The organism is Alteromonas sp. RW2A1, from assembly GCF_001886475.1.
In the GTDB taxonomy this organism is placed as follows: Bacteria; Pseudomonadota; Gammaproteobacteria; order Enterobacterales; family Alteromonadaceae; genus Alteromonas; species Alteromonas hispanica.
The window spans coordinates 4022161-4038857 of sequence record NZ_CP018031.1 but is presented as its reverse complement, the minus strand read 5'-3'; the positions used below and the strand labels follow the sequence as shown (position 1 = coordinate 4038857).

The following is a 16697-nucleotide window of genomic DNA, read 5'->3' as shown; positions in this document are numbered from 1 at the left end:
ATGTGAACTTTGTCGCACCTATCCTTACCGCTGTTGCTTATCCCACAGCAAACACAAACACCGAGTCTGCTCGTAGAGACAACGTGCAGCGCGAGACCATTCCTAAGCCTAGCGATGCCGAACAGGGCGCTTCGCAAAAGGGGTTAGGATCTGAAGCGGATAAAGCGAGAAGCCCGGGTCTACCTCCATCTCCCGTGACTTACGAACGACCTCAAATTCAGACTGAGTTACAAGCTGCATTTCAAAATGTCTTTGGCCAAGAAAAAGACAACGCACAAGATGAGAGCGCGGGTAAAGAAGGTGCCGAGCAAGAGCAACGAAATCAGCAGCAGTCATCAGTCTCAGAGGTTACCGATGAAGAGCGGCAAGAAATTGAAGAGCTTAAAGCTCGAGACCAAGAGGTTCGTACGCATGAGCAAGCTCATGCCGCTACTGGCGGTCAATATGCTGGTTCTCCGCAGTATGAGTACACTACTGGTCCTGACAACAAACGTTACGTCACCAACGGCCAAGTATCCATAGATATTTCAGAGGCGCAGTCGCCTGAACAAACCTTGCGCAAAATGCAGCAAGTTAGAGCGGCAGCGCTAGCACCAGCACAGCCGTCTTCGCAAGATTTAAAAGTAGCGGCTGAAGCAGCTCAAAAAGCGTTTGAAGCGCGTAACGATATTGCCAAAGAAAACAGAGAAACTGTACAACCGTCTAGCGGCGGGAGTAACCCCATTTCTGGAGTTCAAGGCACGCAAGGTGGCGGTGCTGATGAAGTTAGTGGAATAGAGATTCCCAGCGTTGATATTGCTGTTCCAAGTATTGATGATATTACCGGTAGCGCTGGCGTAGAAAGGCCTACACGTAGTTTAGATGAAGCTATGTCAATGACGAGTGCCGCAGCGACGTCACGAGAGTTAAATATTGAAAGTGAACGGGCAGTAGACAATGCGGGAATGAATGCGCGCATTGGCAGAATTCAGAGCCTCTACACGCAATCTTATACCCCAGCAAGAGAAGGCTTGTCGCTACAAGCCTAGCTTCAGCAGTTGCTGAGCGCGCTGCCTATTGCCTGTCCCCTCACCTTTTCGCCTTATTTTTTCGCTTTTGCAAGAGCATCGGCAAATGCATTTCCCATTGCGCTATTTTGCGGTTGCTTTGCACTGTGGTTTTGACTATTTCTTTGATTACGTCTACCTTCACCCTGGTGTGAACGCGGCGTTTTATTTTGCTTACCCCTACCGTCTCTGTCAGACCTAGGTGAAGATTGAGTGCCTGCGCTTGCAGATTGCGGTGTGTCATCTAGGCGCATGGTGAACGAAATACGTTTACGGGCAACATCTACGTCCATCACTTTAACTTTAACGATATCGCCCGCTTTTACCACTTCACGGGGGTCGGAAATAAACTTGTCTGTCAGTGCCGAGATATGCACCAAACCGTCTTGATGAACGCCCACATCGACAAAGGCACCAAAATTGGCGACGTTACTTACCACCCCTTCTAAAATCATTCCTAATTTTAGGTCATTGATAGTTTCTACGCCTTCCTTGAAAGATGCTGTTTTGAACTCTGGGCGAGGATCTCGGCCGGGCTTTTCCAGTTCCTTAAATATGTCCTTAACTGTTGGAATACCAAAGTCGTCGCTAGTAAAGGTGTCTGGAGATAGACTTTTTAATAGCTCGGTGTTCCCAATAATATCGTTAACGGCAACAGCAGTGGTGTTTACTATTTTATCTACCACAGGATAAGCTTCAGGGTGTACAGACGAAGCATCAAGTGGATTTGTACCATTTACAATTCTCAAAAAACCAGCCGCTTGCTCAAATGCTTTAGGGCCTAAACGCTCTACATCTAATAATGCCTTGCGGTTTGAAAATGCTCCCTTGCTATCGCGCAGTTTAACAATGTTGTGGGCTAAGGTTTTATTTAAGCCCGATACATAGCTAAGTAGTGCAGGAGATGCAGTGTTTACATCTACACCTACGGCGTTTACGCAGTCTTCAATAACTCTGTCTAACGATTTGCCAAGTTGGCTTTGGCTTACATCGTGTTGATATTGGCCTACGCCAATGGCTTTTGGCTCAATTTTAACAAGTTCAGCAAGAGGGTCTTGAAGACGACGGGCAATAGAAACTGCTCCGCGAATAGAAACATCTAGCGTGGGAAGTTCTTTAGAGGCAAGTTCAGACGCAGAGTACACTGATGCCCCAGCCTCACTTACCATTATCTTTTGTGCGTTAATATCACTGTTATTTTTCAGTACTTCACCAACAAGCTTATCGGTTTCTCGCGAGCCGGTTCCATTGCCAATGCTGATGAGATCAACTTTATATTGTTTACACAAAGTGGCTAGGGTACGACTAGATTTATCCCATTGGTTTTGTGGGGCATGAGGAAATATTGTATTTGTTGCCACAACTTTGCCAGTGCTGTCTACAATGGCTACTTTTACACCCGTACGTAAACCGGGATCCAGTCCCATGGTGGTTTTTGCGCCAGCAGGAGCAGCCATCAACAGGTCGTTGAGGTTTTTAGCAAATACTTCAATTGCCTCTTTTTCTGCTCTTTCTCGAAGTGCGCTGAACAATTCTGTTTCCATGTGAAGACCAATTTTAATCTTCCATGTCCACTGAACTACTTGTGCTAAGAAATCGTCTGCTGGGCGCCCTTGGTGCGCAATGGAGTAATGCGAAGCAATAATGTGCTCGCAGTGAGATGGTCCTTTCTCTTCCTGTTGCGGGTCGGCGTCAATTTGGATGTGCAGCAAACCTTCGTTACGGCCTCTAAACATGGCAAGCGCTCGGTGAGAAGGCGTGTTCTTGTATTTTTCACTGTGAGAAAAATAGTCTTTATATTTGCTCGCTTCTTGCTCTTTACCTGGAGCTACAACGCTTTTTATATGTGCGTTATTGATTAAGTAGTCGCGAATTTTACCTAACAGCGAAGCATCTTCTGCAAAGCGCTCCATCAGGATAAAGCGTGCCCCTTCTAAAGCTGCTTTGGTGTCAGCAATGCCTTTTTCTGCGTTTACAAATTCACCAGCGGCTTCTTCAACGGCTGTATTTGGTTGGTTGAATAAAGTATCAGCTAATGGTTCTAATCCCGCCTCTATAGCAATTTGACCTTTGGTTCGGCGTCTGGGTTTGAACGGAAGGTACAAGTCTTCTAACGTTGTTTTGCTATCTGCTTGATTGATACTGGACTTAAGTTCGCTAGTCAGTTTACCTTGCTCGTCTATCGAGCGGAGAATGACGTCTCGGCGTTCTTCTAACTCGCGAAGGTAGGTAAGGCGCTGCTCTAAATTTCTAAGCTGTGTGTCATCAAGCCCTTCAGTAGCCTCTTTTCTATAACGTGCGATGAAAGGCACCGTTGCGCCCTCGTCGAGAAGTTTTACTGCAGCATTTACCTGAGAAGCTTTTACTGAGAGTTCTTCAGCAATTTTGTTGATTATCATATGTGGCCTAAATTTCTAATGAAGCGCTTTTGGCAAAAGCGAAATAACCTATGTCGTTTTATACGTCAGGTCTTTAGTGAAAATAAGTATGACGAATATTCTGTTGGCGAGTATAGCACTGCACCTTGCTGAAAGTCGTCTCAACCCCCTCTTTGTGGAGATATTTTGCGTTTACCCTGTTAAATTTTATCGGTCGGGTCATACCAAATTTTATTTATCCACCATTCTTTAATATCGGTTTCAGTTTTCACTACAAATTCGTCGTCTTCTTCTTTGCCTAATAATGCTCTAGCCATTGGGGAATCAATAGAAATGTAATCTTTGCGACCGAATATTTCGTCGTAGCCTGTGAGTCGAAGCTCCATGACTTCGCCGGCCTCATTCTCTATTTCTACCCAAGCTCCGAAAAATACTTTTCCCTCTTGCTGAGGATCGTAGTCAACCACCTTGAGGTTTTCTAGGCACTTTCTTAAGTAACGTACTCGGCGGTCTATTTCCCTAAGCTTTTTCTTATTATATTGGTAGTCTGCATTTTCGCTGCGATCGCCGAGGCTTGCTGCCCATGTCACTTTTCGAGTTATTTCAGGCCTTTCCTCACGCCACAAAAAATCCAGTTCTTTTCTAAGTTTGGTATAGCCTTTTCGAGTGATAAGTGGTGTTTTCACAATATTCCGTTAGTAAGTAAAAAGATGAAGTTGTCACTATCGCGTTTTCAGCTTTACCGTAAAAGTGTACAGAAAAGGTTAACGCGCATTACGCTTGTAGTGTATGTGGGTAATTATAGAAAACCCAATCACAAATGTAGAGACTCCTGCGTATTACCGTTTTTTGAGAGCTTATTAGGGAAATAAACCTCGTCCTTTTACTGAACCTAATCTTTTTTATTGTTGTCGCAGTATAAATAGTGAACAATTCAAGCGCGGTTAAACCGCAAGGCTGTGTTATGCAAAATAAACTGTCCATGTTGTATCGTCAAAAAGCAGTACACGACCCTGTTAATGTAAGCGGCACAATCATTGGGTTTGTGGTGCTGTTAACCGGCGGCCTTTTACTCTTTTATGCACTTCTGGACATGGTGGTGCGCCTGCAAAGTCTACAAACCGTCTGTTATCTCATTGTAGGTGCAGCTTTTTATAAAATTGGCCAGTCGGTATTAAGGCACTTCGCTACATTTAACGTTGTTACTGAGCGTAGACGGGGACCTAAGCGTTAAAACAAAAAGGTCTAAACGGCTTTGTTTTAGGCGAAAACGTTACAAGCGGACACCTGGTAAACCATGACAAATCACCGTTTTGTACTATAGTTAAAGAGTGATTCGAGGCACCTAGCACATTGAAATATCCACTTTACTATTTGGATAACAACGTGGTTGAACACCACTTGCTCATTGGAAAAGGTAGGCACGGAGATAGCCAAATTCACAAAAACAAAAAGCCGGCGCGTGGTGCGCCGGCTTTCTCTTTGAAGCTTCAGAAATACCGCTTTACTAAGGGTAAGTTAGCCCATGTGTTACCGCAGCATTTTGCTTATCGAGTTACTACTCAGTAGGAGCTTCCGTTGCCGGGGTGGTGACTTCAAGCAACTCCACGTCAAAAATTAGCGTAGAATTTGGTGTAATTGCACCTGTTGCACGCTCACCATAAGCAAGGTCAGACGGAATGTGGAAGCGATACTTTGCGCCTTCCTTCATTAACTGAACGCCTTCAGTCCAGCCAGGAATAACACGGTTCAATGGAAACTCTGCAGGCTCGCCTCTATCGTATGAAGAGTCGAACACAGTGCCGTCTAGTAGCGTACCGCGATAGTGTACTTTAACCATGTCAGTAGCGGCTGGGCTTGCGCCTTCGCCTTCTTCAAGTACTTCATACTGAAGGCCTGACTCAGTTGTTGTGACGCCTTCACGCTCTGCGTTTTCTGCAAGATATGCTTCGCCCGCTTCAATGTTCTTCTCAGCTGCTTGCGCTGCCATTTCTTGTTGCTTTGCACGCAGCATTTCTTCGCCTTGTTGAGCAATTTGTTGAATCTGCTCTGGGGTGAATTTCAACGTGTCGTTCAAGCCGTCAGTAAAGCCTTGTTTAAGCGCTTCTTGATCTAATGCCAAGCCAAGTTGCTCTTGTTGTTGAGCTCGATTGGTAACAAATAAGCCCATACTTGCCCCCATCGCATAAGCTTGCTTTTGCGTATCGGTCATTTCTTCTGCCGCAACAGTCGATGTATCTGCGCTCTCTGCGCTGGTAGTAGTAGCCTTATCTGAAGTATTTGGCTGGCAAGCGAATAAACCAAGCGCAGCTATTGTTGATAGGGCAACGAGCGACTTCTGCATAAAAAACGTCTCCATTAATTTTTATCATCATGCTTCTGTATCTATACTGCTGCATCTAAGGCAGTTTGCACAATAGTTTAAGATGCGTAATCCGTGCTATGTTAAACGTAGCGTTTATAAAGCGAAACCCATTTGATTATGTTTAGGTTCAAAATGTTCCCGAGATTATTGTTACTCGTTCCACTTTTTTGCGGATCCATAGGGTGTTCAGTCCCTGATACTACGCCAATAAAGCAGTGGCGTCATGTTGAAGAAGGTGCTTATGCGGCAGACATTTCTTCAGATGGGACCATCGCCGTGGTGTCGGGAATTAATAATGGCATAAATGTCTGGCGTATTGGAGAGAATGAGCCTTTGTATCGGTGGGGCCATCAGGGAGAAGGTAATAATCTGGTGGTTTCTGTTCATATAAGTGCAGACAAACAATACGTGGTAACGGCCGACAGAGAAGCATTCGCCTTATGGAACATGCAAACGGGTGATCCGGAAGGCTTTTGGCGGATAGATGAATCAAATATTAGAGATGTTGCTGTGGCAAATAACGGTAGAGGGGTACTGGTTGCTCGCTCTAGCGGCACTATCATGTTTTTCGAGCCCGTTACCCAGCGGCGCCTTGAGTTTCTCGGTCACCAAGAAAAAGTAAATTCAATTGATATTTCCCCGAACGGTAAGTTTGCGCTGTCGGGGGGAAATGACTATATCGCTTATCTTTGGAGTACAGAGACGGGCCAAATTATTCACACCTTTACCCACCCCTCGCGAGTCACCAAAGTCGCACTAGACGATCAAGGAAGGTTTGCATTTACAGCGGATAGCCAAAGCAAATCCCAAATTTGGAATGTTCAGTCAGGTGAGCCTGTTAGCAGTTTAAAATTCATTTCGCGGCAGAGAATATTCACCGATGTTGAGTTTTCCAAAGACGGTAAGTATTTACTTACCGGATCGCCGTCTAGAAAGGTGTACCTTTGGGACATTGGCACAGGTGACCAATTGCAATCTATTCAAGTGGCCTCTCGCGAGACAATATCACCACCAACAGCAGTTGTTTATGGCGTTGGGTTCTTGCCCAATGGTAATATAGTGACTGAAAGCAGTAGTGGCCTGGCGGAAGTATGGGCTAGAGAAAATTAGCAGTGGGATTAATATAATAAATGTCTAAGAATCGCAGCGCCGAAGAGACTAAAAAAGATAGCCAAGTATTAGAGTTACAAGAGCAGCTTAAAGATGCTCTAGAGAGTATAGAAGAGCTGCAGACCAAAGTGGCGTTTCAGGAATACACTATTGATTCGCTAAATGATGCGTTGTCTTCTCAACAAAAACAGATGGACGATATATCATTTAAATTGCGTCATGTAGTTGATAGGGTGAAGTCTATAGAGCCATCTAACATGGCTAAAGAGTCTGAAGAAACGCCGCCGCCTCATTTTTAATGTAAGGCATTTTTTGAAATTACTATTTAAGAGAGCTAATTAATGAGCGATTTAGATACAGATTCATTTGATATAGATTCACTCGATAACATCGACTTTGATTCAGTTGAAAAGTCAGTGGCTGAAAACCAGGCCAAAAAAGACCAGCAAGAAAAGCAAGCGGTAGAGGGAATGCGTGATGGAGCGAATGATTGCGGCGACAGCTGTACCATATAACACCACCGGACAATAACATAATCAGACAGATCACCTGATGGGCCTGGTGTGCCCTACCGCCAACAATATCCATCCTTCAGAAAGCGTAAACGTAAATTAGTGAGGCTTGAAAATCCCGATAACGTTTTCGCTTTCGCGCGTCACTGCACTGACTTTATCATCAGTTTGCGCTTCGTTGTAGCCACAGGCTACACACTCTAATTTTTCCACATTGTTCTCATAGTACAATGAAATCGTGTCCAGCTCTTGGCACTTTGGGCACGTTGCGCCTGCGACAAAACGGCGTCTTGATGATTTTGACATATCTATACCTTTTAATGCATTGCCCTTATTATACCGCCAAACACCATGCGTTGATCAGCTTTTACTTTAAGTTTTTGCTATTATACGCGCCCGAAGTTTCCCAGCGAAGGTAAGTCATGATAAAGCTCTCGAATGTATCGCTATTGCGCGGCAGAAAATTGCTGTTAGAGGACGCATCTGCACAGGTTTTTCCTGGTCATAAAGTTGCGTTAATAGGAAGCAATGGCTGTGGTAAGTCGACCTTATTTGCCTTGTTGAGAAGTGAACTTACAGTGGATGCTGGCGATTGCAGCGTACCAAGCGATTGGCGAATTGTTAGCGTTGCTCAGGAAACACCTGCTACCGATCGCAGAGCTATCGATTATGTAATTGATGGCGACAAGCATCTGCGCATGCTGCAAGAAAAGTTACGTGTTGCCGAACAAGAAGAAGACGGCGTGCAAATTGGGCAAGTTCACGGTCAACTAGAACAGGCTGGAGCCTATGATGTTGAATCGAGAGCCGCCACTATTCTATCGGGCTTAGGCTTTACCAATTCTCAATTAACCGCGCCTGTCACCGACTTTTCTGGTGGCTGGCGTATGCGTTTAAACTTGGCGCAGGCACTGCTTTGCCCATCAGATCTATTGTTGCTCGATGAGCCAACTAACCACTTAGATTTAGACGCGGTTATTTGGCTTGAAAAGTGGCTTCAGCGTTTCTCAGGAACATTGCTTCTTATTTCACACGACAAAGCCTTTATCGATAATACAGTTGCGCAAATTATTAGCGTAGAGCAGCAGAAGCTAGTCACCTATACGGGTAATTATTCAGCCTTTGAAACCCAGCGGGCTGAACGTATTCGTCTTCAAAATCTTGAATATGATAAACAGCAACAGAAAGTGGCTCACCTGAACTCCTTTATCACGCGGTTTAAAGCAAAAGCCAGTAAAGCCAAGCAGGCCCAAAGTCGAATTAAGCAGCTTGAAAAGATGGAAACCTTGTTGCCTGCACATATGGCTAGCCCATTTAGCTTTTCGTTTGCTCCCCCGTCTGCTTTACCCAACCCGTTAGTGCAAATGGAGAAAGTGCAGCTAGGATACGGCGAGCATACGGTATTACAGCAGGTTAAACTCAACCTAGTTCCGGGTAGTCGTATTGGTTTACTAGGGCGCAATGGGCAGGGTAAATCGACGCTGATAAAACTGCTTGCAGGGGTTCACGCTCCTAAAAACGGCATTTTTAATACCGCTAAAGGGCTAAAAATTGGCTATTTCGCGCAGCATCAATTAGAGACCCTCGACGCCAATGCCACCCCCATTTTGCACTTGCAGCGAATAGATCAAAAGGCCACTGAGCAGCAGTTGCGGGACTACTTAGGTGGCTTTGGTTTTAACGGTGATGAAGCGCTCGCACCTGTTGCCCCTATGTCGGGCGGTGAAAAAGCGCGCCTTGTATTAGCGTTAATCGTGTATCAAAAGCCAAACTTGCTGCTGTTAGATGAACCGACTAACCACCTAGATTTAGAAATGCGCCATGCGCTAAACATTGCGCTACAAGGTTTTGAAGGTGCAATGGTATTGGTTTCTCACGACCGTTTCCTTTTATCTTCAGTATGTGAAGATTTTTATCTTGTCGATAGAGGCTATGTTGAGCCATTTACTGGCGACTTAGATGATTATCGTGACTGGATTTTAAAACAGCAAGCTGCTGAAAAAGCAAAATCTAATCAAGATGCCAAAGATGAAATTCAGGGAGAGCATGGCGATAAACCTGAACGCAAAATTGACCGCAAAGAAGAAAAGCGCAGAGAAGCTGAATTTAGAAAACAGATCGCTCCCTTAAAGCGTGCCGTAGAAAAACATGAAAAAAATATGGAGTCTCATTCAGCGTCACTTGCTGATGTTGAAGAGGCGCTTGCTGATACCACGCTTTATGGTGAGGACAGAAAATCTGATTTGATGCAGTTGCTCGACAAACAGACTCTGCTGAAACAGCGTTTAGAAGAAGAGGAAATGGCGTGGTTAGATGCGCAAGAGCAAATAGAACAGCAGCGAGAGGCATATGACATCGCAAATGGTTAATCTTGATAAAGAAAAGTTTTGGCAGTACAGCATTACTCGCTATGCAAAAGGAGATGTAGCGCCGCTATCATTATTGCTGCAAGACCAGCATGGGGTTAACGTTAATGTGCTATTACTAGTGTGCTGGTGTTTGGAAAATAACGCTGTTATAAACCTAATGCAGTTAAAGTCTGTAATTGATGCCGCGGCAAATAGCGATGTGCAACTTAAGTTACACAGAGAAAAGCGCAAAGCCGCTCGCCCGGTTTCTAAAGGCTCAAATTTGTCGCAAACCTCAACCGATACTTCTCAAAGCGGTGGCGAACACAATTCTGAAGATGGTGCTGGTAAAAGTACCGGTAAAAGTACCGCAAACTATGAGGCACTAAAAGAGCAAGAATTAGAGCTTGAGAAAAAGCAACAGGAGGCGATTGTTAAAGCTTTTTGTCAATTAGATGTTCACCGAATATCTGCACCACCGTCTGGCGATAAATCGAAGGTATTGAATGCCTCTGTTGCTGCCCTCATCAATGCCTATGGGTTGAGAGAAAATCAAGAAGCTCGCAGTCTGGTTAGTCAGTTAATCGCACAGCTACCGTAAATAATGAGTATTCTCAATATCCAATACTATACCTATTACATAAAAAGAAACCGCAATGAGTAAGTTAGCGAAAGCACACGGAAAAATCATTAAGAGCAGTTTTACAGTGCCTAAATGGGCGAAGAATCGCCATGTGCAAACTATATGGCCTCGGTTTATTCAAAAGCGAATGCCTCTTTCTTATCAAATGGAAAGGCTCACGTTACCCGATAACGATTTTGTCGATGTTGCATGGGGTCCAAAGCCTGAAGAGGTATCAGGTATTGTCGTTCTTTTTCATGGTTTAGAAGGCAGTATTAAGTCTCACTATGCTAACGATATGATGGCAAATCTGTCAGTAAATGGCTGGCAAGTTGTCATGATGCACTACCGCGGCTGTAGCGGTGTACCCAATCTCAACCCTCGTGCCTACCACAGCGGCGAAACAGGCGATCCTAGTTTTTTTCTTGAATGGTTAAGCGATAAGTTTCCACAGGTTCCCAAAGTGGGCATTGGCTTTTCTTTAGGCGGCAACATGCTATTGAAGCTGCTTGGGGAAAACCCCGCGCAAAAATGGCTGCAAGCGGCGGTTGCTATATCTTCGCCGCTTAAGCTTTCTGAGTGTGCAAAGTCGATTAATCACGGCTTTTCTCGGGTTTACCAAAAATATTTGTTAAACAGCATGAAAAGCACACTGCGTAAAAAAATGGAATATATTGATTATCGGAAGCTTATTCAGCTTACTAAAGACGATGTGGATAGCATGACTAGCTTCAACGAGTTCGATGAAAAGGTGACTGCTCCTTTACATGGTTTTGAGGATGCGCAGGATTACTATGAAAAATGTAGTGCCTATCATTTTTTAAGTGCTATTCACTGCCCTACGCTGGTTTTACACAGCATAGACGACCCTTTTATGAACCACTTAGTTGTGCCAAAAGAAGAAGATCTCGCTAGAAGCGTAACGGTTGAACTGAGTGAGCGCGGCGGCCATGTGGGATTCATGCAGGGGTCTATTTTTAACCCCCGCGTTTGGCTTCATGAGAGAGTGAAGCAATTTGTTAGCGACGTGCTTCCAATAAATAGCTACTGCCGTTATACAAATAGCGGATGTTAGTATTTTTATGATGAAAATAGCCACCTTGGAGCTGTTATGTTAATTCCTATTGAAGCGTTAGAGCCTGACACTGTTTACAGTTTGGCAGAGTCGTTTGTATTGCGTGAGGGTACAGATTACGGTGAGCAAGAAACTGACTTTAAAACAAAAGTTCAGCAAGTTCTTGATAGCTTAAAAACGGGCGAAGCCGTATTGGTGTACTCTGAATTACACGAAAGTGTAGACATAAAAAGAAAAGAAGACATTTTACCTGAAGACGACAGCCAGAGTTGATGCGCCAGAAGTAGGTACAGTGAAATTATTTGAACGGATAAAAAAAGCCGGGTTGAGCAACCCGGCCACCTTCCTGAGGAGAGGGAGGTTTAAAACGCGTAACGAGCTGTCACTTGCATAATATCTAACTCGTCGATGAGCTTATAGCTTGCTCCTACTGCCCACTGGGGCGTGATGTAGTAGTTAGCGCCTACTTTAAAAGTGGGTTCACCGTCGTCAACGTCGTAGTAACCCACTTCACCAGCTAGTTCCACTTGCTCTGTAATCATTGAGCGAAGGCCAGCATTTATACTGTAGCCAGTTTCGTCATCAAAATCTCCATCAACACGCTCTAGGTTTGCGCCAAAGTACGCGTCGGTCGTAGCATTGACTGGCAGTCTGTACCCACCACCTAAAGTGAGCATGTCGAAGTCGAAGTTACCTTCTTCAAAAAAGCTGTACTCGCCATTTAAATACCAGTTGGCGTTAAGTAAGTACTTTCCATTAATCGTCAGGCCGTCAGGCTCAAAAGATTCATTGTTATCGAAATCTAGCTTTGTATAGCCGCCTTCAACATAACGCCAATCTGGCTTATCGGCCAAAGCTGCAGTTGGTGCAACTGTAGCGACAACTGCTGCGAGTGATGCAAGTGGAAAAGTAAGTGCTGTTAATAGTGTGATTGCTTTGTTCATGTGTTAACTCCTTAATAAAAAATGATGATAACTAGCGAACCTGAATTCCTGCGTTCTGCCCTGTCATCCTCGTCCTATTGCTCGAACTACTACTGTTTTTGCAAAGCCTCTGCCAACTCGCTCATTTAATTGATATCAATCGCTGGGATTGTTTTAAATTATTGAAAAGATAGAGAAATATATTTTTAGTATGCTGGAAGAAAAGATGCAGACAGGGGAGTATTTCGAAAAAATAGAGAGGCGAAATGAATACAGAGATTAAAAGTGTCTCTAAAAAACAACAGTTTTTAAGGGGGTTGATAATGTATGTACAGTTTAACGCTAGATATTTGCGAGCATTTTAAAGAAAACCCTTTTTATTTTATTGGTAATTTATTGATAGTTAAAGAGATTATTTTATTTGGCTTCTTTTTTGAACGCGTTGGAACGTCTTTTGCTCACCTATCATCGAGTGCTATCGCAATGTTGTGAAGTCGCAGCGAAGTTTTCATATTTCAATTTTCTTTTTTTAGTTTTACTTGCTGCGAAATCTAGATGAAAGGAATAGAGCGCCTTTCTGCTGTTTAAGTAAGCAAAGCCTATGTGATAGCCCATTTACCTAAAGGAGAGGAAAAATGGCATTACCACGTTTTTCGAACACTATTTGTAATTTATCTAAAAGTCTTTTACCTAAAAGTTCTTCGCTGCCGCGCGCAATGATCAGCGCTGCAAGTGTAATGACGTATATTTTCTTAACAACAGCATGGGCCTTGCCTGTTAATGCAGCACCGGTAAGCAAAGCCAACGAGCCGCAGCAAGCATCACCGGTTTTACAATCTATCATCGATGCAGCTCGAGCTTCTGCTAATGAAAGTTATGAGCAAGATGATCATAACCTAGACAGCAAGTTGAAAGAGATAGATTATCAAACTTATCGTTCAATTCGTTTCGAGCCTAAGCAGAGTCTTTGGCATCAGGAAAATGACTACGAACTTCAGTTTTTCCACCCTGGGTTTCTTTATGAATACCCAGTCACTGTTTATACCATCGGCAGTAGTAACTCGCCAAAACGGCTTCCTTTTAACAGCAATATGTTTCGTTACGACGGAAAGTCCTCTGAGCTTGCTGGATTAACAGATGATGAATCTGGTTTTGCCGGTTTTAGAGTTCACTACCCCATTAAAAGTGAAGAGTATAAAGATGAATTTGCGGTTTTCTTGGGGGCTTCTTACTTTCGCTTAGTAGGCAAAAATCAAGTTTATGGCATTTCAGCCAGAGGCCTAGCGATAGACACTGCGCTTACAAAAGGTGAGGAGTTTCCCCACTTCACAGAGTTTTGGGTAGTTGAACCTAAGGACGGGGATCCGATCACTATTTATGCAAGGTTAGAGAGCCCTTCGGTGGCTGGTGCATATAAGTTTGTTATTGAGCCAGGTAAAGACACATCAGTAGATGTAGAAAGTTGGCTATTCGCTCGAGAAGATGTTGATAAGTTGGGTATCGCACCTTTTACCAGCATGTTTTTGTATGGCGAAAATACTCAGCAATCTTTTGATGATTATCGCCCTGAAGTTCACGATAGCGATGGCGTACTAATGGTAACGCATGCCGGAGAAGAAATTTGGAGACCGCTTACCAATCCTTCGCGTCTGCAAATCACTTCACTGAGCGATAATAAGCCTCAAGGGTTTGGCATGTTGCAGCGCGATGGCGAATGGAGCAACTATCTCGATGCCGAAGCTAACTATCACATACGCCCAGGTTTGTGGGTAACTCCTAAAGAAGGTTTCGACAAAGGCCATTTAGAAATAGTTGAAATTCCAACCACTTCTGAAATTCATGACAACATTGTTGCGTTTTGGACGCCAGAGCAGGCGCTAAACGAAGGCGAGTCGATGTATTTCTCCTACGAGCTTAAAACTGTTGAGCAGCATGCTTTTGACAGCGAGTTGGCTACTGTTGAGCGCACCAGACAAGGCCAAGCAGTGCTGCCTGGTGACGAATTCAAAGATGAGGTGTTAGCGACTACACGTCAATTCAACATAGATTTTTCAGTGCCAGAAGATCAAGTTTTCGATGCAGAGACAACCAAACTCGTTGTGCAAAGTGTCAACGGTACAGTATCGGAACAACGCCTTTACCCCGTTGCAGACGGCGCAGAATGGAGAGCTACTTTCTTCATGAAGCCAAACGAAAAGCAAACTGTTGATATGCGTGTGTATGCAGAGCAGAACGGCGAACGAGTAAGCGAGGTGTGGAATTATGTCTATCAACCTAAATAAGATTGATAACCACAAGCAAGATACACGCTCGTCCGTTCGCGATAAGAAACAATTGGATAGCGGTTTGCAATCAGCACAGTCACAACGAAATCAGATCGTCAAAGGAGCAAGTATGCGTTTATTTATAATGGCAATGCTCGTAATTCCAAGCACGGCCTTAGCAGGCTGGAGCTTGTATGAAATTTTCTTACCCAACGGATTAACCAATTTAGAGATCGCTCAGTTAGGACTTGGTTTAACCCTATTTGCGTGGCTGTGCATGGCGTTTTGGACAGGTATTATTGGGTTTGTTTTACAGCTGTTTAACATCGACCCTCTTAGTTTGAAGAAGAAGCCCAGTCAGCCCGACTTTAGCGTTTCTCTTAACCAGCGTCACGCTGTTGTAATGCCGGTGTACAATGAAGATACAAAGCGAATTATGGTTGGCTTTGAAGCATGTATCCGCGAGCTCATGGAACGTGAAAGTGGTAACAACTTTGACTTTTTCATGCTTAGCGATACCCGTGACGCAGAGAAGGCCGATGCCGAGCTGCGCGCATTTGCTCGCCTTCAAAGGCGCCTTGGTGATTATGCGCAGCACGTTTTTTATCGTCGCCGTGAAAACAACACGCACAGAAAGGTGGGTAATCTCAAAGAGTTTTGTGAACGTTGGGGCGGCAATTATGAAGCTATGATTGTGTTAGACGCTGACAGCGTAATGACCGGTGAGCGTATGGAGGATTTAGCGAGAAGAATTGAGCAAGCTCCAAATACAGCGCTTATTCAAACTATTCCTATGCCAGTTCGGCAAAATACATTTTTTGGTCGTTTTGTGCAGTTTGCTGCGCATTTATATAGTCCAATGCTGGCCACAGGGTTGTCGTTCTGGCAAACCGACAGTGCGAACTATTGGGGGCATAACGCTATTATACGTATAGCGCCGTTTATGCAGCACTGCGGCTTACCTACTCTTAAAGGACGCGCTCCGTTTGGCGGGGAAGTATTAAGCCATGATTTTGTTGAGGCGGCCCTTTTGGCTCGAGCTGGATGGGAAGCCTATTTACTAACAGATACTACGGGAAGCTATGAAGAAGTACCGAGTAACATTGTTGATTATGCTATTCGCGATCGCAGATGGGTACAGGGGAATATTCAGCACCTCGGGCTTTTGAATGTAAAAGGCCTAAAAATGGCTAACCGTTTGCACTTCCTATTCGGTGCGTTCGCTTATATATCATCACTTGTTCTGTTTTGTATGTTGGCACTGGGCACAGTCGATGCGTTAATTCGTGCTACTACCGTTCCTCAATTCTTCATGTCTGAATATCAGCTATTTCCAAGTTGGCAGGTTGCCAGACAGGATATGATGATGGTGACAATGTGGGGGACTGCAGCCCTGTTATTCCTGCCTAAATTATTGGGTATTACTCTGGCGTTAACTAAACGCAGAAGCGAATTCGGTGGCGCATGGTCGCTAGTCAAAGGCGCTACAGTGGAGCTTATAATGGCAGTGCTGATTGCGCCTCTTATGATGTTTTATCATAGTTACTTCGTTATAAGCGTGTTTTTTGGGTTCTCAGTGAAGTGGGAAGCTCAAGAGCGAGAAGGCCGAAAAGTGCCGTGGTCTGTTGCAATTAAGCATACTCAAATCATGAGTTCGTTGGCCGTGGCATGGGGAGTTACAACGTTCTACTTCACGCCATCGTTGTTTATGTGGTTGCTGCCTGTACTCGTAGGCATGGTGTTAGCAGCGCCAGTTATCCGACTAACCAGCAGTGATGCACTGGGTATCACTATGCGTAAGTGGGGTGTGTTTGTTATCGGTGAGGAGGTGAATGAATGTAGGGCACTGAAGCGACTGAAAGTGGCTATGAAGCATTTTGCCATATCTCACTTTGCAGCTTCTAAACACGAGGTTGATGCGCCTGCATTACCGGATAGCCTGTGGTTAACTATGCCAGAGCAAGCGCTGAACCAAAAACCTGAGGTGAGAAAGCCGGTGCTGGCCGAGCAGATGTAAGAACATAGAAAAGCCGCTGATTTAAGCGGCTTTTTCG

At 44.4% G+C, this 16697-nt stretch carries 16 protein-coding genes; 11 read left to right on the top strand and 5 right to left on the bottom strand.

Going from position 1 to position 16697, the window contains the following annotated elements; all coding sequences use genetic code 11:
* The first annotated feature begins 2 nt into the window (after positions 1-2).
* Complete coding sequence (locus tag BM528_RS17810) at positions 3-1028, top strand: putative metalloprotease CJM1_0395 family protein (protein ID WP_071980992.1); 1026 nt, start codon at positions 3-5, stop codon at positions 1026-1028.
* Between the two features lie 53 nt (positions 1029-1081).
* On the opposite strand, the gene BM528_RS17805 is transcribed toward BM528_RS17810, so the two are convergent.
* Both BM528_RS17805 and greB read right to left on the bottom strand, forming a co-directional pair.
* Positions 1082-3445, bottom strand: a complete 2364-nt coding sequence (locus BM528_RS17805; RefSeq protein WP_071980991.1) for a Tex family protein — start codon at positions 3443-3445, stop codon at positions 1082-1084.
* 179 nt (positions 3446-3624) lie between these two features.
* Positions 3625-4110, bottom strand: a complete 486-nt coding sequence (gene greB / locus BM528_RS17800) for a transcription elongation factor GreB (protein WP_071980990.1) — start codon at positions 4108-4110, stop codon at positions 3625-3627.
* 278 nt (positions 4111-4388) lie between these two features.
* On the opposite strand from greB, the gene BM528_RS17795 reads away from it, so the two are divergent.
* The gene (locus tag BM528_RS17795; protein WP_198033579.1) at positions 4389-4658 is read left to right on the top strand and encodes a hypothetical protein; all 270 of its coding nucleotides are present in this window, start codon (positions 4389-4391) and stop codon (positions 4656-4658) included.
* 324 nt (positions 4659-4982) lie between these two features.
* Here the strand turns inward: BM528_RS17795 and fkpA are convergent, their stop codons facing one another.
* A complete protein-coding gene (gene fkpA, locus BM528_RS17785) occupies positions 4983-5768 on the bottom strand; it encodes an FKBP-type peptidyl-prolyl cis-trans isomerase (protein WP_071980988.1) in 786 nt (261 codons plus the stop codon).
* Between the two features lie 198 nt (positions 5769-5966).
* Between fkpA and BM528_RS17780 the strand changes: the two genes are divergently transcribed.
* The 3 genes from BM528_RS17780 (at position 5967) to BM528_RS18685 (ending at position 7414) form a co-directional block, all read left to right on the top strand.
* Positions 5967-6899, top strand: a complete 933-nt coding sequence (locus tag BM528_RS17780) for a WD40 repeat domain-containing protein (protein WP_083595414.1) — start codon at positions 5967-5969, stop codon at positions 6897-6899.
* A 107-nt stretch (positions 6900-7006) separates the two neighbouring features.
* Positions 7007-7198, top strand: a complete 192-nt coding sequence (locus BM528_RS17775; RefSeq protein WP_071981400.1) for a SlyX family protein — start codon at positions 7007-7009, stop codon at positions 7196-7198.
* Positions 7199-7240: 42 nt separating this feature from the next.
* A complete protein-coding gene (locus tag BM528_RS18685) occupies positions 7241-7414 on the top strand; it encodes a hypothetical protein (RefSeq protein ID WP_198033578.1) in 174 nt (57 codons plus the stop codon).
* A 96-nt stretch (positions 7415-7510) separates the two neighbouring features.
* Here BM528_RS18685 and BM528_RS17770 read toward each other — a convergent pair whose 3' ends face one another.
* Entirely contained in the window at positions 7511-7717 is a 207-nt protein-coding gene (locus BM528_RS17770; protein ID WP_071980986.1) for a YheV family putative zinc ribbon protein, read from the bottom strand.
* Positions 7718-7833: 116 nt separating this feature from the next.
* On the opposite strand from BM528_RS17770, the gene BM528_RS17765 reads away from it, so the two are divergent.
* The 4 genes from BM528_RS17765 to BM528_RS17750 are packed head-to-tail and all read left to right on the top strand — an operon-like array spanning position 7834 to position 11729.
* Positions 7834-9780: an ATP-binding cassette domain-containing protein gene (locus BM528_RS17765; protein WP_071980985.1), complete on the top strand. Its 1947-nt coding sequence runs from the start codon at positions 7834-7836 to the stop codon at positions 9778-9780.
* Positions 9761-10360, top strand: a complete 600-nt coding sequence (locus BM528_RS17760) for a DUF2390 domain-containing protein (RefSeq protein WP_071980984.1) — start codon at positions 9761-9763, stop codon at positions 10358-10360. Before BM528_RS17765 ends, BM528_RS17760 begins: the two co-directional genes overlap by 20 nt.
* 55 nt (positions 10361-10415) lie before the next feature.
* Positions 10416-11456, top strand: coding sequence for a hydrolase (locus BM528_RS17755; protein ID WP_071980983.1), 1041 nt, complete (start codon positions 10416-10418; stop codon positions 11454-11456).
* A 36-nt stretch (positions 11457-11492) separates the two neighbouring features.
* A complete protein-coding gene (locus BM528_RS17750; RefSeq protein WP_071980982.1) occupies positions 11493-11729 on the top strand; it encodes a YheU family protein in 237 nt (78 codons plus the stop codon).
* 89 nt (positions 11730-11818) lie between these two features.
* On the opposite strand, the gene BM528_RS17745 is transcribed toward BM528_RS17750, so the two are convergent.
* Complete coding sequence (locus BM528_RS17745; protein ID WP_071980981.1) at positions 11819-12400, bottom strand: porin family protein; 582 nt, start codon at positions 12398-12400, stop codon at positions 11819-11821.
* Between the two features lie 614 nt (positions 12401-13014).
* Between BM528_RS17745 and BM528_RS17740 the strand changes: the two genes are divergently transcribed.
* Both BM528_RS17740 and mdoH read left to right on the top strand, forming a co-directional pair.
* Entirely contained in the window at positions 13015-14661 is a 1647-nt protein-coding gene (locus BM528_RS17740; protein WP_071980980.1) for a glucan biosynthesis protein, read from the top strand.
* A complete protein-coding gene (mdoH, locus tag BM528_RS17735) occupies positions 14642-16660 on the top strand; it encodes a glucans biosynthesis glucosyltransferase MdoH (protein WP_071980979.1) in 2019 nt (672 codons plus the stop codon). Before BM528_RS17740 ends, mdoH begins: the two co-directional genes overlap by 20 nt.
* The last annotated feature ends 37 nt before the right edge of the window (positions 16661-16697 follow it).

Bases quoted from the DNA above. Each gene is read 5' to 3' on its own strand.
- BM528_RS17805 (WP_071980991.1), bottom strand. From the start codon at position 3,445: ATGATAATCAACAAAATTGCTGAAGAACTCTCAGTAAAAGCTTCTCAG.
- BM528_RS17795 (WP_198033579.1), top strand. From the start codon at position 4,389: ATGCAAAATAAACTGTCCATGTTGTATCGTCAAAAAGCAGTACACGAC.
- fkpA (WP_071980988.1), bottom strand. From the start codon at position 5,768: ATGCAGAAGTCGCTCGTTGCCCTATCAACAATAGCTGCGCTTGGTTTA.
- BM528_RS18685 (WP_198033578.1), top strand. From the start codon at position 7,241: ATGAGCGATTTAGATACAGATTCATTTGATATAGATTCACTCGATAAC.
- BM528_RS17770 (WP_071980986.1), bottom strand. From the start codon at position 7,717: ATGTCAAAATCATCAAGACGCCGTTTTGTCGCAGGCGCAACGTGCCCA.
- BM528_RS17765 (WP_071980985.1), top strand. From the start codon at position 7,834: ATGATAAAGCTCTCGAATGTATCGCTATTGCGCGGCAGAAAATTGCTG.
- BM528_RS17760 (WP_071980984.1), top strand. From the start codon at position 9,761: ATGACATCGCAAATGGTTAATCTTGATAAAGAAAAGTTTTGGCAGTAC.
- BM528_RS17755 (WP_071980983.1), top strand. From the start codon at position 10,416: ATGAGTAAGTTAGCGAAAGCACACGGAAAAATCATTAAGAGCAGTTTT.
- BM528_RS17750 (WP_071980982.1), top strand. From the start codon at position 11,493: ATGTTAATTCCTATTGAAGCGTTAGAGCCTGACACTGTTTACAGTTTG.
- BM528_RS17745 (WP_071980981.1), bottom strand. From the start codon at position 12,400: ATGAACAAAGCAATCACACTATTAACAGCACTTACTTTTCCACTTGCA.
- BM528_RS17740 (WP_071980980.1), top strand. From the start codon at position 13,015: ATGGCATTACCACGTTTTTCGAACACTATTTGTAATTTATCTAAAAGT.
- mdoH (WP_071980979.1), top strand. From the start codon at position 14,642: ATGTCTATCAACCTAAATAAGATTGATAACCACAAGCAAGATACACGC.